This is a genomic window from Bradyrhizobium sp. 61, from assembly GCF_023073075.1.
In the GTDB taxonomy this organism is placed as follows: Bacteria; Pseudomonadota; Alphaproteobacteria; order Rhizobiales; family Xanthobacteraceae; genus Bradyrhizobium; species Bradyrhizobium barranii.
In genome coordinates this window covers 62,291-85,130 of sequence record NZ_JADPIU010000047.1, presented here as the reverse complement: position 1 = coordinate 85,130, position 22,840 = coordinate 62,291, and the positions used below count along the sequence as shown (strand labels likewise).

Here is a 22,840-nt window from a genome sequence, read left to right as displayed (position 1 = left end):
GAGGCCTGCCATCAATGGCCCGGCAGGACGGTGCCGCCCTTGCCCCGGCCATCTACGACGATCGAGATACGACCACGCCACTATGACCGACGACCGCACCACGACAGGTCCGAACGAAGCCGCTGGATCGATGGGCGATGCTGCCCCGGCCTCCTCCCTGCTGCCGGCATTCGGCTTCACGGCCGATCAGATGGAGACACACGCGAACGTCGCAGCCTGGCGCGAGGCGGTCGCAACCCTGTTCGACGTTGACGAGCTCGCCGCCGACGAACCGGGTCCGTTCCGCGCCGACATCAGATCGTTTGCCATGGGACCGGTGCTGATCGGGCTGAGCCGCGCCAGCGGCCAGCGCTTCCTCCGCACGCCGGAGACGATTGCACGCAGCGGCGTCGATCACATCATCCTTCAGCTCTATGTGAAGGGCAGCTTCGACGGTATCGCGGGCGCCCGGCCGATCCGCGTGCGCGCCGGCGACATCTGCCTGTTCGACCTTGCCCAGACCCTGGCGACCAAAGCGACGGCATTCGAGAATGTCACGCTGGTCGTGCCGCGCCCGATGTTCGGTGCTCGTCTCTTGCGGATCGAAGACCTGCACGGCCTCGTCTTGCCGGAGAGCGGTGTGATCGCCAGGCTTCTCGCAGGACATCTCACCGCCCTGCTCGAATTTGCGCCGTGCATGACGCTCGACGAATGCCAGTCAGTGGTCGAGGGCACGGTCTCGCTCCTCGCAGCATGCCTGCGCAACGAGCTCGAGCGGGTCGAGGATGACGCCGACCATTCAGCCTTGGCGAGCCCGTCCTTGATACGAATCCGCCAACATATCGAGGTCGGCCTTGCCCAGCGGGATATGTCGGCCATTTCGGTCGCGGCCCATTTCGGACTGTCCCGGGCCTCGCTGTACCGGCTGTTCGCACCGGTCGGCGGCATCGCCGACTACATCCGCAGCCGCCGGCTGCACCGCGCATTCTTCGACCTCGCCAATTCGGATGCGCGCAGCCTGAGAATCAGCGAGGTCGCGCGGCGCTGGCAGCTCGGCACCGACGCGCATTTCACGCGCTCTTTCAAGGCCGCCTATGGCATCACGCCGCGCGCGGCGCGCGAGGCCGCATTGCTTGGCGTGCAGCGCGGCACCGATGGAGCAAGCAACACAACAATTTCGCGGTGGATGCGCGAGATCGCGCCCCCGGGCACGGCGGATTGAACACACCGAGCCCGAAGAGCGCGGTCGCCCCCGCTACGGCGTCGGAAGGTGATAGGCCAGCACACCGCGCAGCGTGTGCACCGTGCCGCCCGCGCTCAGGCTGGTCATGAAATCGGACGCCAGATCGTCTCGCGCCCCGAGATGCGTGACGCGATATTCGGCGCGGGCGGAGATGCTGTCGGTGAAGAAGCGCTCGAAGCCGCCACCGAAGGTCGCGCCGTGATATTCCCGCGTCGGAGCGCTGCCGGGAAATCCGAGGAAATTGTACGAGATCGACTGCGCCGTCGTTCCGCTGTAGCCGCCGAGCAAGTAGACGAGCGTCTCCGGCGCCACGAGGTAGCCGACGCGTCCGCCGACGCTCCAACCCCACTTCACCGCCGCCAGATCCGACGAGATCGCAACACCTCCGCCCGATGCGTTGACCTTGGCGCCGCCATTGGTTCCGGCATCGATCAAGCCGAATGCGCCAAGGACCCATCTCGGCGCGACCTGGCGATCGTAGCCGATCGTGAAAGTGCCGCCGACGTCGGCGCCGCCCAAACCGGACGCATTGAAATCCAGCACACCGGCGAACGAGCCTGCGACATGGGGCGTGATGACGTCGCCCCCGATACCCGCGCCGACGTAAACGCCCGTCCATGTCGGATTCGGCGCGGGCGCCACTGAAGCGGTCGCAGGTCCGCCGAACTGGCCGAAGCGATAGGCCGCGCCGATCCTGACCACATGCTCGGACAGGTCCGTGGTCCAGACCGCGCCGAGCGGATCGACCGTCGTGTTGCGGCCAAGCGCGACGTAGCGGTATTCGCCGCGCAGTGACACGTTGCTCGCGAGGCGATATTCCGCGCCGGCGCCGACCGTGTAACCGTGCGACGTCAGCCCCGATTCCTGCACCGTGAACGAAGGCCCTCCCCCGAGGATCACGTAGTTCAAGTTCCAATTGTTGATGCGCATCTCGCTGTAGCCGGCGAGGCCGTAGAGCAGGATATCGGGCGTCACCAGAAATCCAGCACGGCCGCCGATCGTCCAACCCTGATCCAGCGACGGCAGCGCAGCACTCAGGCTCTGGCCGAAGAACGGGCTCGACGCACTGGCCGTCGTGCGCTGGCGCGACCTGTCATAATCGACGAAACCGCCGACCACGAAACGCGGCGCAACCTGGACGTCAAATCCGGCGAAAACCGATAGTCCGAGATCGGCGCCCTGCAAGCCGTCGAGGCTGAACAAATCCGGGCCACCACCGACCGGCGTCAGGTTCGACCGCCCCGTCGCGAAGTCGAAGCCCAGTCCGCCGCCGACGTAAAACTGGGTCCAGTTCGCCACGGGCGCCGCTAGCGGCCGCGCCTTCACGGGCAAGTCTGCTGCACAGGCCGTGGTTATAGAAACCGCCGCGACATGCGCCGCCCCCAAGAACGACAACAGCGCGTGCCGCCGTCTTGCGCTTCGATTGAACCAAGTCCGCCCCCAATCACCCAGTGCCGATTGCGCCTGTGCAATCGGAACCGTCGGTACTATTGGGCTCAGACGGATTCCGACAAGTGGAGAGACCGGTCGATCCGGAACGGCCACGATTTTGTGGAACCGCTGTGATCTCAAAACCATAATCTGTGAATGATGGTTCATGCACTCGTCGCAAACGAACGAGCCATCAACTCGCTTTACACGTCCCCGTAGGCCGTCTCGGCCGAGCGCGTAGCGCGGCCGTAGCCCATGATCATGAACAGCGCGCCGATGATCGAGAGATTCTTCAGCGCATCGACCACCATCCTGGCGTTGTCGGGCGCGGCCTGATTCCAGAAATCGGAGAACAGGACGGTCGAGACCGCGATGTAGATGATCATGAGCAATGCGAAAAAGCGCGCGCCGAAGTTCAGCGCAATCATCAGGCCTGCAATGATCTCGAGCCCGCCGCCCGCGATCGCCAGCAGTTGCGGCGTGGTCATGGCGGTCGCCGTCTCGATCTGCTTGGTGTAGGACTCGATGACCTCAGGCACCACCACCTTGGTGGCGATGAAATCGGCCGTCGCCTGGAGGGGAAAGAACTTGGTCGCGCCCGTGTAGATGAACAGCACGGCGAACAGGATTCGCCCGAAAGTCACGAACGCTGGCATGATCGGCCTCTTGGCTCAGGCTTTTTGAAAAAGGCGTCTTGACGAGAGTACCGGGCGATTATGAAGAGTCGTGCGCCGGTTTACAAACGGGGAAATGGCGAACTGCGAGCAATTCAAAGTTGGCGACGCGGGCGGTGCACCTTCTCCCCTTGCGGGAGAAGGTGGCATAGGCGGCCTGCGGCCGCCGTTCTTAAGAACGCCGAAGCGAAGCTTCGGCTATGGCGCCGGATGAGGGGTATCTCTCCGCGAGCTCAATAGCGGTGGGACTCGTGGATAGAGACCCCTCACCCCGTCTCGCCGCTAACGCCGCAATCCACCCTCTCCCACACAGGGGGAGAGGGTAAGACGGCATCTTACGTAAACAACGTCGGCTGCTGCCGTGCAGCGCGCTCCTGCGCTTCCACGACCGCAACGGCCGTCATGTTGAGGATGCCGCGCGCGGTCACCGAGGGCGTGAGGATATGGGCGGGGCGCGCCGGGCCGATCAGGATCGGGCCGACAGGGAGCGCATCCGCCAGCGACTTGATCATCTGATAGGCGACGTTGGCGGTGTCGAGGCTCGGCATGATCATGATGTTGGCCTCGCCCTCGAGCTTGGAGTGCGGCAGCACCATTTTCCGCGCAGCAGCTGAAAGTGCCGTGTCGCCCTGCATCTCGCCGTCGGCCTCGATCTCCGGATGCTTCTCCTTCAACAACTGGGTCGCCCGGCGCATCTTGCGCGAGGACTCGGTGTCGTAGCTGCCGAAATCCGAGTGCGAGACGAAGGCGATCTTCGGCTTGATGTTGAAGCGCTGGACGTGGACCGCCGCCAGCGAGGCGATCTCGGCGAGCTCCTCGGCGCTCGGATTGGGCCGAACCTGCGTGTCGGCGATGAAGAAGGCGCCCTTGCTGGTGATCAGCAGCGCCAGTGCCGCATAGTCGATGATCCCCGCGGAGAAGCCGATGATCTCGCGGACATGGCGGAGGTGGTGCATGTAGCGGCCTTCGACGCCGCAAAGCATGGCATCCGCCTCCCCGCGCATGACCGCGAGCGCGGCGATCACCGTGTTGTTGGTGCGCACCACCGTGCGCGCCGCATCCGGCGTCACGCCGCGGCGGCCGGCGACCTCGACATAGGACTGGACATAGGAGCGGTAGCGCGGATCGTCCTCGGGATTGACGAGGTCGAAATCCTTGCCTGCCTTGATCGACAGGCCGAAGCGCTTGATGCGCGCCTCGACGACCGACGGACGCCCGACCAGGATCGGCGTCGCCAGCTTCTCCTCCAGCACCACTTGCGTGGCGCGCAGCACGCGCTCGTCCTCGCCTTCGGCGTAGATCACGCGCACCGGCTGGGTCTTGGCCTTGGCGAACATCGGCTTCATGACGAGGCCGGAGCGGAAGGCGAAGCGCTCGAGCAGCGCGGTGTATTCGTCAAAGTTGGTGATGGGGCGCGTCGCGACGCCCGACTCCATCGCCGCCTTGGCGACGGCGGGCGCGATGCGCAGAATCAACCTGGGATCAAAGGGGCTCGGGATCAGCGAGCCGGGGCCGAAGCCCTGCGTTTCGCCGGTGTCAAAGCCCTGCGCGACCGCATCCGACGGCGCCTCGCGCGCGAGCTGCGCAATGGCCTCGACCGCGGCGTGCTTCATCTCCTCGTTGATGGCGCTGGCGCCGACGTCGAGCGCGCCGCGGAAGATGAAGGGGAAGCAGAGGACGTTGTTGACCTGGTTCGGATAGTCGGAGCGGCCGGTGCAGATCATGGCGTCGGGGCGCACCTTGCGCGCCTCCTCCGGCATGATCTCCGGGGTCGGATTGGCGAGCGCCATGATCAGGGGCTTGTCGCCCATCGCCTTGGCCATCTCCGGCTTAAGCACGCCCGGTGCCGACAGCCCGATGAAGATGTCGGCGCCGCCGATGACGTCGCCCAGCGTGCGCTTATCGGTCTTCTGTGCGTAGACCGCCTTCCAGCGGTCCATCGTGGTGTTGCGGCCCTCATGCACGAGGCCGTCGATGTCGCAGACCCAGATGTTCTTGCGCTGCGCGCCCATCGACACCAGGAGGTTAAGCGTCGCGATCGCGGCGGCTCCCGCCCCCGACGCCACGATCTTGACGTCGGACAGCTTCTTGCCGTTCAGCCTGAGACCATTGGTGATGGCGGCGGCGACGATGATGGCGGTGCCGTGCTGATCGTCATGGAAGACCGGGATCTTCATGCGCTCCTTCAGCTGCGCCTCGATCTCGAAGCATTCCGGTCCGCGGATGTCCTCGAGATTGATGCCGCCGAAGGTCGGCTCGAGCGCCGCCACGGTCTCGACCACGCGCTCGATGGTGTCGGCGGCGATCTCGATGTCGAACACGTCGATGCCGGCGAATTTTTTGAACAGGACGGCCTTGCCCTCCATCACCGGCTTGGAGGCCAGCGGGCCGATATTGCCGAGGCCAAGCACCGCGGTGCCGTTGGAGACCACCGCGACCAGATTGGCGCGGGTGGTGAGCGTAGCGGCCTCCGCCGGGTTCTTGGCGATCTCGGTACAGGCGGCGGCAACGCCCGGAGAATAGGCAAGCGCGAGGTCGCGCTGGTTGGCGAGCGGCTTGCTCGCCTGGATCTCGAGCTTTCCGGGGCGCGGCAGACGGTGATAGGCCAGCGCCGCCTGGTGGAGATCATCAGAATAAGACGACATGCGGTGTCTCGCCTCGCGTTACCGGCTTCAAAATGCCTCATCCGGAGCCGTCGCCCAAGCGGACGGTATTTCCGGGTCATGGAAACGGGATGAAGCACGGCGGGCGCCCCGGTGGCAACATCCGATTACGGCCCCATCAACAGGGCGCATGGTCAAATACCTGATAGCGCTAGCTTTCCCTAGACCGCGCGGCATTTCCCGAATATGGCAGGTTGCGCAGTGCAAAACGGGCAACTGGAGCTGGGAATGAAGCGGATCCTGATCGGCCTGATCGTGGCAGCCGTGCTTGCCGCGGGCGGATGGTTCGGCTTCAATCTCTACGCCCAGCATCGGGCCACCGCCGAGGTCGAGGCGGCGTTCGAGCAGATCCGCGCCAGTGGCGGCAAGGCGAGCCACGGCAAGATCACGTTCGAACTCGCGACCCGGACGCTGACGATCGAGGATATCGCGGTCACTCCCGGCAACCTGCCGCAGACGCAGATCAAGATCGCCGGCATCAAAGGGACGGGCGTTTGCCTGATCGACGATATCAGGTTTTCGGCCGACAGCATCGACATCACCGGTGTTGAGGTCGCACTGGACCAGGCTCCCCCGGCAAAACTGAAAGTCTCCTACAAGATCCCGCAATTGACGATGCGCGACTACGCCGGTCCCGTTCGCGCCGCGGCTGCGCCAGCGGACAACTCCCTGATCGAGATGTACCGCTATGCGCTCAGCCAGTACACGGGCGTCACGGCCTCGTCGCTTACGGCCCCGACACTGACGATGAGCTTCGATTCCAGCAACGCTGCCGCCGGCAGCGGCGAGTTCACCTATACCGGGCTGGCGATCCAGAACCTCAAGCACGGCAAGATCGATGCGATGAAGGCCGACCGCGCCGTCATCTCGGTCGAGGTGAAGCAGCCTGGCAAGCCGGACAAGCTGACAGGCGAGCTGTCGAACATCATCGTCAACGATTTCGATGCCACCGCGATCCTCGCGGCGCTCGATCCGCAGACGAGCGGCGACGACAACTATCGCCGGGTCTACCGGCAAGTCTCGGCAGGCCCGTACACGCTCAAATCGGCACAGGCGATGCGCGTCGATATCGACGGCTTCGCCATCGAGGACATCGCCGTGCAGCCGTCGAAATTCCGGCTGGCCGACGTGCTCGCCGCGCTGCCGCAGGATCAATCGGCGCCCCAGACGCCAGCGCAGGCGCGCGACCTTTTGGAGAAACTCGCCGGGGTCTACGAGGGTGTTCGCATCGGCAAGGCCGAGATGGGCAAGACGTCGATCGGGACGCCGCAGGGAACAGCCAAGATCAATGCGGTCAGGTACCGCGAGGGCGAGTTCGCCGTCGAGGGCGTCGATACGCCGTCGCCGCAAGGGCAGTTCAAGATGGAGCGCTTCGCGCTCAAATCGTTCAGCATTACGAACCTGATGCGCTGGGCCGCTGGCCTTAGCAATCCCGGGCAGGCGCCCTCGCCCGACCAGATGCTGGGCCTGTTCCGGGTGCTCGAAGGTGCCGAGATCAAGGGCGTGGTCTCGCCCTACAAGAACACGCGGCAGCTCGTCACCATCGACACGATCAGCCTCAACTGGGGCCAGCTGGTCGGATCGATCCCGAGCAAGGCCAATCTGGTCGTGAAGATGGTCACGCCGACTGATCCCTCCAATCCGGCGCAGCGGCCGCTGATCATGGCGGGCGTGGACAAGCTGGCGATCGACCTCGATCTCGGCGCCGCCTGGACGGAGTCCTCGGGCGCGTTTGCGCTTGCGCCCGCCACCATTGATCTCGGCAACCTCGCCAAGGCGCAGGCCCGCTTCGCGCTCACCAACGTGCCGCGCGGTCTGTTCACGACCGACCCGGCGCAGGCCATGGGCCAGGCGGCGCAGGTCGAGACCGGTACGATCGAGCTCTCCTTGCGCGACAGCGGCGTCGTCGATCTCGTCGTGGCGCAGTTCTCGCGCATGCAGAATGTCAGCCGCGACGCCGCCCGCAGTACCATCGCCGAGATGATCCGCGCGCAGGGCGAGAAGGTCACGGCCGCCAATCTCGATGCCAAAGCGGCGGTCGATGCACTCGCCGGCTTCGTCGAGACCTCAGGTCAGACGCTGACGATCAAGCTGACCCCGCTCGGCAAGGTGCCGGTGCTTCAGCTCATGGACGCACTGAACAGCGAGCCGATCGTCGCGCTGGCGCAGTTCAGGATCGAGGCGTCGACGGGGCTGTAGGCGACGGCGGTGGTCTTGTGTTCCGGACGCGCTGCAGCGTTCTTACGCTGCTGCGCAGAGCCGGGACCCAGAAGCGCCGCTGCTCGCCGAGACGTGGGCCCCGGCTCCGCAGCGCACCGCCGAAGTCGCGCTGCGCTGCGTCCGGGGTACGGGACCGAAAACCGGCTCAGATCACTTCTGCGGCAGATTCACCCGCACATGCAGCTCGCGGAGCTGCTTGGTGCTGGGCTCCGACGGCGCGCCCATCAGCAGATCCATGGCCTGCTGGTTCATCGGGAAAAGCGAGATCTCGCGCAGATTATTGGTGCCGCACAGAAGCATCACGATGCGGTCGACGCCCGCGGCCATGCCGCCATGCGGCGGCGCGCCGTATTGGAAGGCGCGGTACATGCCGCCGAAGCGGTCGACCACTTCCTGCTCGCCGTAACCCGCGATCTCGAACGCCTTCACCATCGCTTCCGGCACGTGGTTGCGGATGCCGCCCGAGGCGATCTCGTAGCCGTTGCAGGTGATGTCGTACTGGAACGCCTTGATGGTCAGCGGGTCCTGGCCCTTCAACGCGTCGAGACCGCCCTGCGGCATCGAGAACGGGTTGTGCGAGAAGTCGACTTTCTTGTCGTCCTCGTTGTACTCGTACATCGGGAAGTCGACGATCCAGGCGAGCTCGAACCGCTCCTTGTCGGTGAGGTTCAATTCCTCGCCGACCTTGTTGCGGGCAAGACCTGAGAATTTCCAGAACTTGTCGGGGTCGCCGGCGACGAAGAAGGCGGCATCGCCTTCCTTGACGCCGATCTGCGCGCGGATCGCAGCCGTACGCTCTGGCCCAATGTTGTTCGCGAGCGGACCCGCGCCCTCGCCGCCCTCGCGCCACATGATGTAGCCGAGACCGGGTTGGCCTTCACCCTGCGCCCACGAGTTCATGCGGTCGCAGAACGCGCGGCTGCCACCGCCCGGCGCCGGGATCGCCCAGACCTGGTTCTTGGGGTCTTCGAGCATGCGCGCAAAGACCTTGAAGCCGGAGCCGCGGAAATGCTCGGAGACGTCCTGCATCTCGATCGGGTTGCGCAGGTCCGGCTTGTCGCTGCCGTATTTGCGTAGCGCTTCGGCGAACGGGATACGGCGCCAGTTCTTGCTCACCGGCTTGCCCTTGGCGAACTCCTCGAACACGCCGGTGATCACGGGCTCCATCGCCGCGAAGACGTCTTCCTGCGTGACAAAGCTCATCTCGACGTCGAGCTGGTAGAACTCACCCGGCAGACGGTCGGCGCGCGGATCCTCGTCGCGGAAGCAGGGCGCGATCTGGAAGTAGCGGTCGAAGCCCGACATCATCAGCAGCTGCTTGTACTGCTGCGGCGCTTGCGGCAGCGCATAGAACTTGCCGGGATGGATGCGCGACGGCACCAGGAAGTCGCGCGCGCCTTCCGGCGAGGACGCAGTCAGGATCGGGGTGTTGAACTCGAAGAACCCCTGCCCCTCCATGCGCCGACGCATCGACTTGATAATTTCGACGCGCGTCATGATGTTCTGGTGCAGCTTCTCGCGGCGCAAATCGAGGAAGCGATACTTCAGGCGGATGTCTTCGGGATATTCCTGATCGCCGAACACCGGCAGCGGCAGGTCGCCGGCCGGACCGAGCACCTCGATCTCGCTGACATAGATCTCGATCTTGCCGGTCGGCAGATCGTCATTGTCGGTCCCCTCGGGGCGGCGGCGGACCTTGCCGTCCATCTTGACCACGAATTCCGAGCGGAGCTTTTCGGCCAGCGCGAACGCCGGCGAGTCCGGATCGACCACGCACTGGGTCAGGCCGTAATGGTCGCGCAGGTCGATGAACAGCACGCCGCCATGGTCGCGAACGCGATGGACCCAGCCCGAGAGGCGAACTGTTTCGCCGATGTTGCTCTCGCGGAGCGCGCCGCATGTATGTGACCGGTAGCGATGCATGGTCGTCCCAAAATTAATGTCGGAGGGGTCGAATCGGACGGCCTGAAACGACCGGTCCGAAGTTGCGGCAGGGTTTACCCGACGAGGCCGGAGGCGGCAACTAAGGGAACGGGCTGTTTTGGGGCCAGAAGCGCCCATTTTTGGCCGATTGGGCCTCAAGCCTTTGCCATCAGGCGTTCCCCGCCTATCTTTACATCCATGACCGTCCATTTCCCCTTCCAGAACTCGTATTCGGCACTGCCGGACAGCTTCTTTGCCCGGGTCGCGCCGACCCCTGTGGCCGCCCCCCGGCTGATCAAGCTGAACCGCCCGCTGGCGGTCCAGCTCGGGCTCGACCCGGATCTGCTGGAGACCCCTGAGGGTGCCGAAATCCTGGCCGGGAAAACGGTTCCCGCTGGCGCCGATCCAATCGCCATGGCCTATGCCGGCCACCAGTTCGGGCAATTCGTGCCCCAGCTCGGCGACGGCCGGGCGATCCTGCTCGGCGAGGTCATCGACCAAGACGGCGTCCGCCGCGACATCCAGCTCAAGGGCTCGGGCCCCACCCCGTTCTCCCGCCGCGGCGACGGCCGTGCTGCGTTGGGTCCGGTGCTGCGTGAATACATCGTCAGCGAAGCCATGTTTGCGCTCGGCATCCCGACCACGCGCTCGCTCGCCGCGGTCGTCACCGGCGAGCACGTCATCCGCGAGACCGCGCTGCCCGGCGCCGTGCTGACGCGCGTCGCCGCGAGCCACATCCGTGTCGGCACCTTCCAGTTCTTTGCCGTCCGCCGCGACACCGGCGCGATCCGCCGGCTCGCCGACCACGTCATCGCTCGTCACTATCCGGATCTGCTCCAGGCAGAGCGCCCCTATCACGCCCTGCTCGCCGGCGTCGTCGCGCGTCAGGCCGATCTCATCGCGCGCTGGCTGCTGGTCGGCTTCATCCACGGCGTGATGAACACCGACAACAGCTCCATCTCCGGCGAGACCATCGATTACGGCCCCTGCGCCTTCATGGACGCCTACAACCCCGCGCAGGTGTTTTCGTCGATCGACGAGATGGGCCGCTACGCCTATGCCAACCAGCCACGCATCGCGCTGTGGAATCTGACCCGGCTCGCCGAATGCCTGCTGCCGCTGTTCTCCGACGACCAGGAAAAGGCAGTCGCCGAAGCCCAGGACATTCTTGGCGCCTTCGCCGAGACCTTCAGCAACGCCTATCAAGCAGGCCTGCGCAAGAAGGTCGGCCTGTTCACGGAACGCGACGGCGACGAGGCGCTGATCCAGGACCTGCTGGATGCCATGGCCAAGAACCAGGCCGACTTCACCCTCACCTTCCGCAAGCTCGGTGACGCCGCAGTCGACGAGGCCGCCGCTGCCGACGTCCGCGCGCAGTTCATGGACCCCTCAGCCCTCGACGACTGGGCCAGACGCTGGCGCGAGCGCACCGCGCTGGAGCCGCAGGCCGCAGCCGAGCGGCAGGCCGCCATGCACGCCGTCAACCCGATCTTCATCCCGCGCAACCACCGCGTCGAGGCCGTGATCCAGGCCGCGGTGAACAACGACGACTACGCGCCGTTCGAAGAGCTGGTGAAGGTGCTGGCCAAGCCGTTCGAGGAGCAGCCGGACGATGCCGCCTACGCCGATCCGCCGCTGCCGGACCAGCGAGTGCTGCAGACGTTCTGCGGGACGTAGCTCGGTGCGTAGGGTGGATTAGCCGAAGGCGTAATCCACCGCTTCTCTCAACCAGACGAGAGTACAGAGGTGGATTACGCTTCGCTAATCCACCCTACGAGCTAACGCGATCGTCACGCCCGCTCACCGAATTCGCCTGCGATCTTGGCGTCACCACCCCAATCCTCGGGAAATAAGCCAGTCCGCACGTCGCGGTGAAATGACGAGTACCGCCAATCGCAAACCTTCGAGACATGACCGTGCTTGACGGGATTGTAATAGCAATATTCGACGTGGCGGGCGTAGTCGGCCTCGTCGCGGATCAGATGCTCCCAGAACCGGCGTTGCCAGATGCCGCGTTCGTTCCGCGCCGCACGGACAACGCTCAGCCGCTCGTTCGCTGGGAGTGCTTTGGCAAATCGCGTCTTGATCAGCCTCCAGCGGACCGAAAAGTTGGCATCGTCCGGCGGCAGCTTCCAGATTGCGTGGAGATGATCCGGTAGAACTACGAAAGCGTCGATCTCGAAAGGATGGCTCTGTCGCGTTGCGGCGACCGCGTCCCGTAAGATTTCGATGTGGTGGGTCAAAAGAGCTTTCCGCCGATCGAGCAGGTTCACGGTGAAGAACCAGCACCCTCCGGGGATGAATGCGCGGCGGTAGTCGGACATGGACCATCGATAACACAACCTGGAGTTGGTTCACAGTGGCGGATTACGCCTTCGGCTAATCCACCCTACGCACCTTCCTACTTCGTCGCCTTCCTGACCCCACCGAACGACGCCGCGTCGAACTTCTGCGGATCGACGGGATCGTAGCGGGACCACTCCATGTCGGGCACGTTGGCGTACCGCTCGGCCCAGGCCTTGTTCGTCGTCGTCGTGCCGGGCGCAACGGGGCGGATCTCGAAATGCAGAACTTTGTTCGGGCCGATCTCGCCGATCGTGTCCTTTGCCTTGACGCTCGCGCCCACCGCAAGCGCCTCTCCCTTCGGCCCGACAATGCGGCCGAGCTGGACGTAGCGCGTGTAGACGACGCCGCCATTGGGATAGGTGTGCTTGAGCACGACATAGCGGCCGCAACCGCCGATCACGGGCAGGTCGGCCGGCGCCTGCTCGCTGGTCTCGATCTTGACGACGACGCCGTCCGCCATCGCCGCCACCGCGCCGCCTGCCTTGTCGGAGGTGAAATCGACGCCGGGATGCTCGTCCTGGGTCCAGCATCCACAGGAGGTCATCGTCTTGTCTGCCGGCTTGTCGGCGCGCGGAAAGCTGCGCGGGGTCAGGAATTCATTGACGAGCAGTCCTGGCCCTTCGGGGGACGTGAAGGCATGGATCGCATAGATCGACAGCTTGTCCCCGACCGGCACCTCGTTCGGGAGAAAGCCGTAAACCACATCCTGGATGAAGACCTTCAGCTCGCGCCCCTTGGCGGAGCGGACCGCGATGCAGTTGGTCGCCTGCAAGGCGTCGGCGTCGGTCTTGGGCATGCCGCTCATGATCAGCGATCGCTTGAGCGCGCCGCTTGCGCACGGCTCGCCGTTGGAGGCCAGCGTGACGTCGAGCTTCAGCGGCGACATCGGGTAGACGTCGAGGCCGGTGGCCGGTCGCCGCCGTGCCAGGAACTCGTCGAGATCGGTCTCCTTGTAACGGGCGAAATTGAATTCGGCGCGCGCCGCATCGGGGACGGCGGAGAGGACGACAAGCAGCAGGGAGACGGCAAGCAAACCCAGCTTGGGGAGGCCACGCGGCGGCAACATTCGGAGGTCTCGTGATGCAAATTCGGTGAGCAGTATGAGCAAACCACGACCGCATCTTCGCGGCAAGGTAGACCGCATCTTGCGCCTCAATCGTGAGAGGTCATTCGGCCCCAGAGTACGCTCGCCCGGTCGTCCCAAGTATGTCCACACCTTCCACGCGCCGTAGGAACCGCTGTCATCAAACTGAAACACTGGCGCTCTAACGGCCTGTCAGGGACGTCCTGCCGGAGGCGCCCATCCTCCAACAGTCCTGACGCGCCATGCCCTTCAAATTCATCCACATCACCGACACGCATCTCGCGAACCCCGGACTGAAGCTCTATGGCCTCGATCCGCGCGCCCGGCTGGATGCGGCGGTTGCCGACATCAACAAGCACCAGTCCGATGCCGCCTTCGCGGTCGTGACCGGCGATCTCACCCATTGGGGCGAGCCTGAATCCTACGCCAATTTCGCCGAAGCGATGGCCGCGCTGAAAATCCCTTATGTCGCCATGGTCGGCAATCACGACAAGCGCGTGGCCTGCCTCGACGGCCTGAAGGCCGCGCCGCGCGACCCGAACGGCTTCGTCCAGGGCACCCGCACCACCGAGCACGGCCTGTTCGTGTTCCTCGACACGCTGGACGAAACCAGCCACGCCGGCGAGATGTGCGCCAAGCGCCTCGGCTGGCTCGCGAGCACGCTGGCGGCCGCGCCCGCCGACATGCCGTTCGTCGTCTTCATGCATCATCCGCCCTTCCAGGTCGGCGTCCACGCGATGGACGAGATCGCACTGGCGCAGAGCGCCGAATTCGCCGAGGTGATCGCGCCCTATCGCGCACGCATCCGCCATCTCTTCTTCGGCCACGTGCACCGGCCGATCTTCGGCAGCTACGGCAAGATCCCGTTCTCGACGCTCCGCGGCACCAACCACCAGGTCTGGTTCGAGCTTGACGCTGCCGCGACCGACCATCTCGCCAGCCATGAGCCGCCGGCCTATGGCGTGGTGCTGATCGACGGCGAGAACCTGGTCGTGCACAGCCACGACTTCCTCGACACCAGTCTGCGCTTTCCATTCGCCGCACCGACGGGAATGAACGACCGCGACTATGCGCTCAATTTCCCGGCGCGATGAGATGAGCCTCGCTGAACCCGCGGCTCTCCCGGTCGCGACTTCGGCGGCACCGCGTCTGCACGTCCTGAAGCGGTTTCTTGGCCGATTCAAAGCCTCGCTGCCCGCCTACCTTTTGCTTCTGCCATCGCTGGTCTTCCTCGCGCTGTTCACCTACGGCGCGATGGGGCGCGTGCTCATCGACGCGCTCTACCAGCGCGCCACGCCGAAGGCGCCGGTCCGCTTCGTCGGCCTCGACAATGTCAGTGCGGTGCTAGCCGACCCCGCCTTCACCGGTGCGGTCGTCAACAATCTCGTCTACGCCATCGGCACAGCGATCCCGAGCATCGGACTTGCACTGCTGTTCGCGCTAGCGCTGTCGCGCACCAATGCGGTGAGCAGCGCGCTGCGCGCCGCGCTGTTCCTTCCGGTGCTGATCCCAATGGTCGCGGCCTCCGCGCTGTTCCTGTTCATCTTCCTGCCCAATGTCGGCCTGCTCGACTATTACATCGGCAGCCTGCTTCCGGTGGTGCCGAACTGGCTGGGAGACCCCGACATCGCGCTCTATGCGATCATGGTGATCACCATCTGGAAGAACGCCGGCTACTACATGCTGTTCTTCCTCGCCGGCCTCCAGGCCGTGCCCGAGGATGTCATGGAAGCCGCGCATCTCGATGGCGCCGGCCCGTTCATGCGGCTGCGCTACATCATCCTCCCCGAGCTCAAGCCCACCTTCCTGTTCGTCATCGTCATCGCCACGCTCAACGCGGTCACGCAGGTCGACCACGTCTTCGTCATGACCAAGGGCGGACCGTCGAACTCGACCAATCTCGTGTTGTTCTACATCTACCAGCAGGCGGTCGAGCATTACGACATCGGCAAGGCCTCGGCGGCAACGCTGCTGACGCTTGCGGCGCTGATGGGCCTCACCGCGCTCTCCTTCCGGACGATGGCCAATCGTGAGGGCGGAGCATGACGCTGATCGACTGGCTGCTTAGGGACGCCCCGCTCGCCACGCGCCGCGAGATCACGCCAAAGCTCGGCTTTCTGCTGACCGTGCTGCTCGCGATCGTTTGGCTGATCCCGTTCCTGTGGATGGGCGTGGCGACGCTGCGCCCGGCGTCGGACGGCATCAACGTGATGGCCGAGCTGATCCCGAGCCTCAAGCCCACGCTCGACAATGTCAGGGATGCCTGGGAGATCGGCGATTTCCCGCGCTACACCCTCAACACCACGATCATCTGCACCGGCATCCTGCTGGTGCAGTTCGTCACGATCACGCTGGCCGGCTTTGCCTTTGCGCGGCTCGAATTCGCCGGCAAGACGCTGATCTTCTACTTGTTCCTGATGCAGCTGATGCTGGTGCCGGTGCTGCTGATCGTGCCGAATTTGAGCCTGGTGGCGCAGCTCGGGCTCTACGACACGCTCGCCGGCGTGATGATGCCGTTCTTCGCCTCGGCCTTCGGCACCTTCCTCATGCGGCAGGCTTTTGAAGCGATTCCGACCGAGCTGGAAGACGCCGCCCTGATCGACGGCGCCAGCCTTCTCCAGCGCATCCGCCACATCTACGTGCCGCTGTCGATGCCGAGCTTCTCGGCCTTCGCCATCATCTCCGTCACCAGCCACTGGAACGACTTCCTGTGGCCGCTGATGGTGATCAATTCGCCGGACAAGCGGCCGCTCACGGTCGGTCTGTCCGTCTTCACCGCGACCGCCGAAGGCACGCAGGCCTGGGGCACGATTGCCGCCGGCACGCTGATGGTGATCGCGCCGCTGCTCATCACCTTCCTGATCTTCCAGAAACGCTTCATCAGCTCTTTCGTCACCTCAGGCATCAAATAGGAGATTTTTCGATGCTGTTTACCCGCAGGCTCATGCTTGGCCTTGCCATGGCTGGCACTATGGCAGGCGCCCTCGCCGTCCCGGCAATGGCCGAAGGTCCGACCGAGATCGACCTGTTCTTCCCCGTTCCCGTCGACGGCAAGCTCGCCCGCGACATGGGCACCTTGATCAAGGAGTTCAACGAGACCCATCCGGCGATCAAGGCGACCGCCGTCTACACCGGCTCCTATGACGACACGCTGATCAAGACGCGCGCCGCCATCAAGGCAGGCAAGCCGCCGTCAGCCGTGATCATGTCCGCGAACTTCCTGCTCGACATGCAGATCGAGAACGAGCTCACCAATCTCGACAGCCTGATCGCCGCCGACGGCACCACCAAGGACCAGTTCCTCGGCCAGTTCTTCCCCGCGCTGCAAGGCAACGCGGTGATCAACCGCTCGGTCTACGGCGTGCCCTTCCACAATTCGACGCCGCTGCTCTACATCAACGCCGACAAGGCCAAGGAAGCCGGCCTCGATCCGAGCAAGCCGCCGCAGACCTGGGCCGAGCTCACCGACTGGGCCAAGAAGCTCACCAAGCGCGAGGGCGACAAGGTGACCCAATGGGGCATAGCGATCCCCTGCGCCTATGACTATTGCGGCTGGATGATGGAAACGCTCACCATGACCAATGGCGGGCGCTACTACAACGAGGAGTTCGGCGGCGAGGTCTATTACGACACGCCCTCGATGCTCGGCGCACTGACCTGGTGGAACGACCTCGTCTACAAGCACAAGGTCCACGCCCCCGGCGCCACGCCCGGACCTGCCGTCAGCACCTCCTTCATCTCCGGCAATGCCGCGATGATGATGCTGTCCACGGGCTCGCTGACCTATGTGCGCGACAACGCGAAGTTCAACTACAAGGTCGCGTTCATCCCGCGCAACGTCCGCAACGCTGTGCCGATCGGCGGCGCCTCGCTGATCGTTCCGGCCGGCCTCGAAGCCGACAAGCAGAAGGCCGCTTGGACCCTCATCAAGTGGATGACCTCGCCCGAGAAGAGCGCCTGGTGGAGCCGCGCCACCGGCTACTTCGCGCCCAACATGGCCGCCTACAAGACGCCTGACATGGTCGACTTCCTCAACAAGAACCCGGACGCCAAGAGCGCCGTCGAGCAGCTCGACGTCGCAAAACCCTGGTTCGCGACCTACAAGACCGTGCCGGTCCGCAAGACGCTGGAGGACGAGGTCATGCTGGTCCTCAACGGCAAGAAGCAGCCGAAGGAGGCCCTCGTCGCCGCCCAGAAGGCCGCCGACGAGACGCTGAAGCCGTACAACGCAGAGACCTCGCTGAAGCTGCCGTAAGGAAGGCGATCAGCCAAACAAGCTCGGCGCTCCACGGTGTGGGGCGCCGAAATCATTTCAGGGGCCGTGATTGCGTCAGTTGCGTCGGCCGTCGAGCCTGAACACCATCTGCGTCGGACGCACGAACCGCAATGCAACCAGCAGCACGGCCATGACGGTGCACATGTAGATGACAGCCATCGCATCGATCGAATAGACCGGCCGCACACCGCCAGCGAAGACGTTGTAATACAGCGCCACGACCAGGGTCTGCGATCCCCCGCCCGCAAGCAGAAACGCCAGCTCGAAGTTCGAGATCGTATTCACGAGAACCAGCAGGCCCGCCGTCAAAATGCCGGGCAGCATCAGCGGCAACAGGATGCGGCGGAATATCTGCAGCCGGCTCGCGCCGAGCATCTGCGCCGACCATTCAAGGTTCAAGCTGATCTGCTCGAAGAACGGCAACAGAATGAAGACGGCAAGAGGAACCATGGGGACGAGCACGGCGAGAATGACGCCAATGACCGTCCCGCCGACACCAAACCCATAAAGCGTCGTGGCAAGCGGAATGCCGTAGGTCATCTGCGGGATCAGCAGCGGCAAAAAGTAGAGCAGCAGCAGGACCGGCTTGGCGTTGAAATTCCGCCGCGCCAGCACGTAGGCCGCCGGAAATCCGATCACGAGCGCGATGAAGACCACGGCCAGCGCGATGAACAGCGTGATGAAGAGAACGTGGGAGAGCTCGAACTCCCGCCAGGCGTAGGTAAACCAATCCGTCGTGAACGCCGGCGGCAACGGCTTGCCGAACCAGCGTTTGGCGAACGAGCTGACCACGACATGCGTCACGATTCCGAGCAGGTTCAGGATGAACCCCAGTAGGAACAGGTAGATCGCCAATTTCCACATCCGCCCGCGCATTGGCGCCCCCTCAGCGTTTGCCGACGCCCATGGTTGTTGCAATCGTCATGCGGCGGCGCACCAGCACGATGACCACCAGCGCCGCGAGCTGGCAGAGCCCCATGATGACCGCGATCGCGGATGCGTAGGACATGTCGTATTGCTCGAAGGCCTGCTGGTAGGCCGCGATCGAGATCGTCCGCGTCGAACCGGCCGGCTGGCCAACCATCACCGCGGATGGAAACACGGCAAAGCTCATCACGAAGACGAGGGCAAACGCAATGATCAGGCCCGGTGCGATCAACGGGAACATGACACGCCGGAAGATGGTCCAGGGCCCGGCGCCCAGCATGCGTGCGGAGCTTTCCAGGCTCGGGTCGATGCCGGAGATGTACCCGAGCAACATCAGGAAGCAGAACGGAAAGTTCTGCATGAACAGCGAGAAGGTGACGCCGATAGAATTATGCGTCAGCTCGAGCGGGTTCTGGATCAATCCGACCGCAAGCAGCAACTGGTTGAGCCAGCCATTGTGGCCGTAGAAGCCGAGGATCCCTTCCGACAGGAAGACGACACCGAGCGAGATCGGAAGCACGAGAATGGTCGTGATGGTGCGCTCGAACCAGATGCCACGCCGCATGCCGTATGCGAGGAACAGCGCAACCGACACGACCGCGACCGTCGTCGGCAACGCCAACATGAAGGTCGTCTTGATCGTATTGTACTGGTAGGCGTCGTTGAAGAACGCGACATAGTTCGAGAATATCCCGGCGTCGCGCTTCTTCGGCTGCAAGCTGATGTAGATCCCGTAGAGGAACGGGTAGACGAACATCGCGAGCACGTAGAGCAGCGACGGCGCAAGGCAGAGGATCGCGACGAGGTCCAGTTCGCTGCGAGAATCAGAGCGGATGCGGCCCACGATCTGTCCCCTCACTCGCGACGCAGCAGGACGAACTTGTCCGCCGGCAAGGTCAGATCCAGCATCTCGCTCAAAACGAGCTTCTCGTGCGAACGGACCCAGAGCCGTGCGCCGCCATCGAGCGCGATCTCGGCCTCCTGCTCGCGTCCGAGATATTCGACCAGCTCGACCTTGCCGCGCAGCACGTTGACGCCATCACCAGACTTGCCGAGACGCACATCTTCCGGCCGGATAGCCAGAACGGCGTGCTCGCCCGGGCGGAAGCTATCCCTGGCCCTGGCCTGCAGGATTTGCCCCTTGAAACCGGCTTCGATCATACCGCCCGCTTCCTTGCCGAGTGTCACATCGAGGAAATTTCGAAAGCCCATGAAATCCGCCACGAAGACGTTCTTGGGACGGTCGTGGATTTCCTGCGGCGTACCGACCTGCATGAGCACGCCTTCACGCAGCACCACAATACGGTCGGAGAGCGAGAGAGCTTCGGCCTGGTCGTGGGTGACGTAGATGGAGGTCAGGCCGAGCTGTGCGTGCAGCTGCTTGATCTCGGCGCGCATCTCGACGCGGAGCTTTGCATCGAGGTTGGACAACGGCTCGTCGAACAGCATCAACCGAGGGTGCAGCACAAGAGCGCGCGCGATGGCGACACGCTGCTGCTGTCCGCCCGAGAGCTGACCGGGGTAGCGTTCTTCATAACCGGCAAGACGCACCAAACCGAGCATGTCCCGCACGCGCTGCTCGATTTCCGCAGACGGCCGCTTCTGGAGAGAGAGGCCGAAGGCGACGTTGCCGAACACAGTCAGATGCGGAAACAGCGCGTAGTTCTGGAACACCATGCCGAACCCGCGCTTTTCGGGCGAGACATCGTCAATCCGTCGTCCGTTGAGATGGATCTCGCCGTCGCTCGGCGGCACGAGGCCCGCGATGATGCCGAGCGCCGTAGACTTTCCGCAGCCGCTCGGCCCCAGGAAGGTGACGAACTCGCGGCCGCCGACCTCCAGCGGAAAGTGGTCGAGCACCACCTTGCCGCCATAACGCTTGGTGATCGACATCTGCAGCTTATCGATAGAGTCGGCCATTCCCCGCCCCGCATACGCGCGCGAGGGCCGCGCCTGCGCGCCCTCGCGTCTTGGTCCCGGTTATTGTTATTTCTTGACCTGATCGGCACCGACCTCACGGTCCCACCGTTCCATCGCGTAGCTCAGTTCGGTCACGCCCAGTGGAGGCGATACCTTCCATTTGGTCCCGATCTGATCGTATTCAGGACGCCAGAGCTCCTTGACCTCGTCCTGAATTTCCTTGGGCGCCGATGCGAGGGCTGCGGCCTTCACGACTGGACCGATGAAGGCCTTCCAGGTGAGCGCCTGCTGCTCCGGCTTCCACATGAACTTCATGAGGTCGACGATGACATCGACCTGTTCCTGCGGCACGCCCTTCGGGATGCACCAATAGTGACCGTCCACCACGAACGTGGTGTTCTCCAAGATCGCGATCTTCGAGTCCGGCGGGATCACGCTCTGCGCGCGCGGCTTCATGTCCCATTCCATGATCCCGGCGATCATCCAGCGCTGCCCCTGCGCGAACTCCTTCAACGTGATCGCGGTACCGGTCGGATAATATTCAACGGACTTGCCGAGCTCTTTCAGGAAATCCCAGCTCTTGTCCCAGCCCTTTTCGGGGTCGAGCGGCTTGGAGTCCCCAAGAATGAAGGCAAAGCCCTGGAGGATCGCGCGGCCCGGCCCGCTGTTCGCCGGACGCGCATACATGAATTTGCCCGGGTTCGCCTTCACCCAAGTCAGCAATTCCTGCGCGGTCTTCGGCGGGCTCGGCACCTTCGCCGGATTGTAGATCAGCACCGGTCCACCGGCATTGCCGACTGACGGAATGAGGACGCCCTTGCCCTCGTCGTAAAGCGCCTTGCCCGCATCGGTGAGGCCGTCGCGCGGAAAGTTCTTCTGATAATCGGGGATGGCGATGAGCTGGCCGTTCTGGGCCAGCAGCGCGCCGCCATCCTGCCCGGTCAGCACCAGATTGATATCGAGGCGTCCGGCGTCCTGCTGCGCCTTGATCTTGGCCGGAAGCTCCGGCGCGGGCGCGCGCTGGATTCTGATCTCGCTGACCTTGTCCGGATTCGCCTTCTTGTAGTTCTCGATGATGGTCTGCACCGAGGCCAGGTCACCGCCGGTATCGATGATCGAAAGACTGATCGGAGCGGCCAGGGCTCCGCTGCAAAGACACGCCCCCAACAGGGCGGCGACCATTGGGGTTGCTGACCTCGGTTTCATTCTCGCCTCCCACGCGCTTTATTTTTTGCGCAACTTGTTATTTATTTGTAAGGCAAGCATCGACGAAATCTTCGCTGGTTGTCAAGCGGTCTGTTCTGTAGCTGTTTTGAACTGGCGGCCGAGCGCCTTGTGCACGGACTGAAATGTCAAAAACTTGTTTGGAAGCCGAACGCAAAACCGGGCGGAGCCGGACTTGAAGAAGCCTGCGATGAAATCCGTGGAGTTGCCGCTGTCGTCCTCGACTGGACGATTGAGCGACCGGATCTACGACCACGTGCTGGGTCAGATCGCGATCGGCATCCTTCCCGTGAACTGCCGGCTACCGCCCGAGCATGGCCTTGCCGAACTCCTCGGCGTGTCGCGGCCCGTCGTTCGCGAGGCGCTGACGCGATTGCGCGACGACGGGCTGATTGCATCACGCCAGGGCGCGGGCTGGTTCGTGACCCGGCGCCCGGCCGCCAATGCCTTCGACTTCGCGCCTGTCAGCAGCATCCCCGACATCCAGCGCTGCTTCGTGTTCCGGATGGCCGTCGAGGGCGATGCCGCGGCCCTCGCCGCCCGTAATCGGGACAGGCAAAGCCTGCGCCGCATTCAGCAGGTGCTGACCAGGCTGGATACGATGGTCGCCCAAGGGCGCGAGGGCGGCCTTGGTGTCGAGGAAGATCTCCTCTTCCACCGCACGATTGCGGAGGCGAGCGGCAACCGCTTCTTTGTCGAGACGCTGACCTCGTTGAGGGAACAGATCGCCATTGGCGTCAATCTCAACCGCAACCTATCGCTCATTCAGCCGCGCGGTCGCATTCTGAGGGGACAGCAGGAGCATCGCCGCGTGTTCGAGGCCATCGAGGCACAAGACGAGGACGGCGCCCGCCGCGCCATGCGCACGCACGTCGAAAATGCCCGCAAGAGAATATTCGAGGGAGGCTGATCGCCGCGACGTGACCCACC

General features: G+C 64.1%; 18 protein-coding genes. 8 read left to right on the top strand and 10 right to left on the bottom strand.

Translation table 11 applies throughout. The features are described from left to right. Positions 1-82: 82 nt before the first annotated feature. Complete coding sequence (locus IVB46_RS13775; RefSeq protein ID WP_247311274.1) at positions 83-1,201, top strand: helix-turn-helix domain-containing protein; 1,119 nt, start codon at positions 83-85, stop codon at positions 1,199-1,201. 33 nt (positions 1,202-1,234) lie between these two features. Here IVB46_RS13775 and IVB46_RS13770 read toward each other — a convergent pair whose 3' ends face one another. From IVB46_RS13770 to IVB46_RS13760, 3 genes are all read right to left on the bottom strand, one after another. Continuing rightward, on the bottom strand, positions 1,235-2,521 hold the full coding sequence (locus tag IVB46_RS13770; protein ID WP_247342973.1) for an outer membrane beta-barrel protein: 1,287 nt from the start codon (positions 2,519-2,521) through the stop codon (positions 1,235-1,237). Positions 2,522-2,856: 335 nt separating this feature from the next. Beyond that, positions 2,857-3,309: a DoxX family membrane protein gene (locus tag IVB46_RS13765; RefSeq protein ID WP_063983645.1), complete on the bottom strand. Its 453-nt coding sequence runs from the start codon at positions 3,307-3,309 to the stop codon at positions 2,857-2,859. Between the two features lie 353 nt (positions 3,310-3,662). Continuing rightward, positions 3,663-5,972, bottom strand: a complete 2,310-nt coding sequence (locus IVB46_RS13760; protein WP_063983646.1) for an NADP-dependent malic enzyme — start codon at positions 5,970-5,972, stop codon at positions 3,663-3,665. Between the two features lie 246 nt (positions 5,973-6,218). Here IVB46_RS13760 and IVB46_RS13755 point away from each other — a divergent pair, with 246 nt between their 5' ends. Then, on the top strand, positions 6,219-8,189 hold the full coding sequence (locus IVB46_RS13755; RefSeq protein ID WP_247311280.1) for a hypothetical protein: 1,971 nt from the start codon (positions 6,219-6,221) through the stop codon (positions 8,187-8,189). A 171-nt stretch (positions 8,190-8,360) separates the two neighbouring features. Here IVB46_RS13755 and aspS read toward each other — a convergent pair whose 3' ends face one another. Beyond that, the gene (gene aspS, locus IVB46_RS13750; RefSeq protein ID WP_135215317.1) at positions 8,361-10,133 is read right to left on the bottom strand and encodes an aspartate--tRNA ligase; all 1,773 of its coding nucleotides are present in this window, start codon (positions 10,131-10,133) and stop codon (positions 8,361-8,363) included. Between the two features lie 198 nt (positions 10,134-10,331). Here aspS and IVB46_RS13745 point away from each other — a divergent pair, with 198 nt between their 5' ends. Beyond that, positions 10,332-11,810 carry a protein adenylyltransferase SelO gene (locus tag IVB46_RS13745; protein ID WP_247342970.1) on the top strand — a complete coding sequence of 493 codons (1,479 nt, stop codon included), beginning with the start codon at positions 10,332-10,334 and terminating at the stop codon, positions 11,808-11,810. A 113-nt stretch (positions 11,811-11,923) separates the two neighbouring features. Here the strand turns inward: IVB46_RS13745 and IVB46_RS13740 are convergent, their stop codons facing one another. Together IVB46_RS13740 and IVB46_RS13735 are read right to left on the bottom strand one after the other, a co-directional pair. Then, positions 11,924-12,457 carry a transposase gene (locus IVB46_RS13740; RefSeq protein ID WP_247311286.1) on the bottom strand — a complete coding sequence of 178 codons (534 nt, stop codon included), beginning with the start codon at positions 12,455-12,457 and terminating at the stop codon, positions 11,924-11,926. 77 nt (positions 12,458-12,534) lie between these two features. Next, on the bottom strand, positions 12,535-13,545 hold the full coding sequence (locus tag IVB46_RS13735) for a M23 family metallopeptidase (RefSeq protein ID WP_247342967.1): 1,011 nt from the start codon (positions 13,543-13,545) through the stop codon (positions 12,535-12,537). 260 nt (positions 13,546-13,805) lie between these two features. Here IVB46_RS13735 and IVB46_RS13730 point away from each other — a divergent pair, with 260 nt between their 5' ends. The 4 genes from IVB46_RS13730 to IVB46_RS13715 are packed head-to-tail and all read left to right on the top strand — an operon-like array spanning position 13,806 to position 17,818. Further along, positions 13,806-14,657 (top strand): phosphodiesterase, encoded by an 852-nt coding sequence (locus IVB46_RS13730; protein ID WP_247342964.1) that lies wholly within the window; start codon positions 13,806-13,808, stop codon positions 14,655-14,657. Between the two features lies 1 nt (position 14,658). Further along, positions 14,659-15,609, top strand: a complete 951-nt coding sequence (locus IVB46_RS13725) for a sugar ABC transporter permease (RefSeq protein WP_247311295.1) — start codon at positions 14,659-14,661, stop codon at positions 15,607-15,609. After that, positions 15,606-16,475, top strand: coding sequence for a carbohydrate ABC transporter permease (locus IVB46_RS13720; protein WP_085402888.1), 870 nt, complete (start codon positions 15,606-15,608; stop codon positions 16,473-16,475). The genes IVB46_RS13725 and IVB46_RS13720 overlap by 4 nt, the downstream gene beginning before the upstream one ends. 11 nt (positions 16,476-16,486) lie before the next feature. Further along, complete coding sequence (locus tag IVB46_RS13715; RefSeq protein WP_247311298.1) at positions 16,487-17,818, top strand: ABC transporter substrate-binding protein; 1,332 nt, start codon at positions 16,487-16,489, stop codon at positions 17,816-17,818. A gap of 75 nt (positions 17,819-17,893) precedes the next feature. Here IVB46_RS13715 and IVB46_RS13710 read toward each other — a convergent pair whose 3' ends face one another. From IVB46_RS13710 to IVB46_RS13695, 4 genes are all read right to left on the bottom strand, one after another. Then, positions 17,894-18,715 carry an ABC transporter permease subunit gene (locus IVB46_RS13710; protein ID WP_247311301.1) on the bottom strand — a complete coding sequence of 274 codons (822 nt, stop codon included), beginning with the start codon at positions 18,713-18,715 and terminating at the stop codon, positions 17,894-17,896. Positions 18,716-18,725: 10 nt separating this feature from the next. Beyond that, a complete protein-coding gene (locus IVB46_RS13705; protein ID WP_247311305.1) occupies positions 18,726-19,610 on the bottom strand; it encodes a sugar ABC transporter permease in 885 nt (294 codons plus the stop codon). 11 nt (positions 19,611-19,621) lie between these two features. Then, a complete protein-coding gene (locus IVB46_RS13700; RefSeq protein WP_247311308.1) occupies positions 19,622-20,686 on the bottom strand; it encodes an ABC transporter ATP-binding protein in 1,065 nt (354 codons plus the stop codon). 66 nt (positions 20,687-20,752) lie between these two features. Then, complete coding sequence (locus IVB46_RS13695) at positions 20,753-21,892, bottom strand: extracellular solute-binding protein (protein ID WP_247311311.1); 1,140 nt, start codon at positions 21,890-21,892, stop codon at positions 20,753-20,755. Positions 21,893-22,142: 250 nt separating this feature from the next. Here IVB46_RS13695 and IVB46_RS13690 point away from each other — a divergent pair, with 250 nt between their 5' ends. Further along, positions 22,143-22,820: a FadR/GntR family transcriptional regulator gene (locus IVB46_RS13690; protein ID WP_247311314.1), complete on the top strand. Its 678-nt coding sequence runs from the start codon at positions 22,143-22,145 to the stop codon at positions 22,818-22,820. The last annotated feature ends 20 nt before the right edge of the window (positions 22,821-22,840 follow it).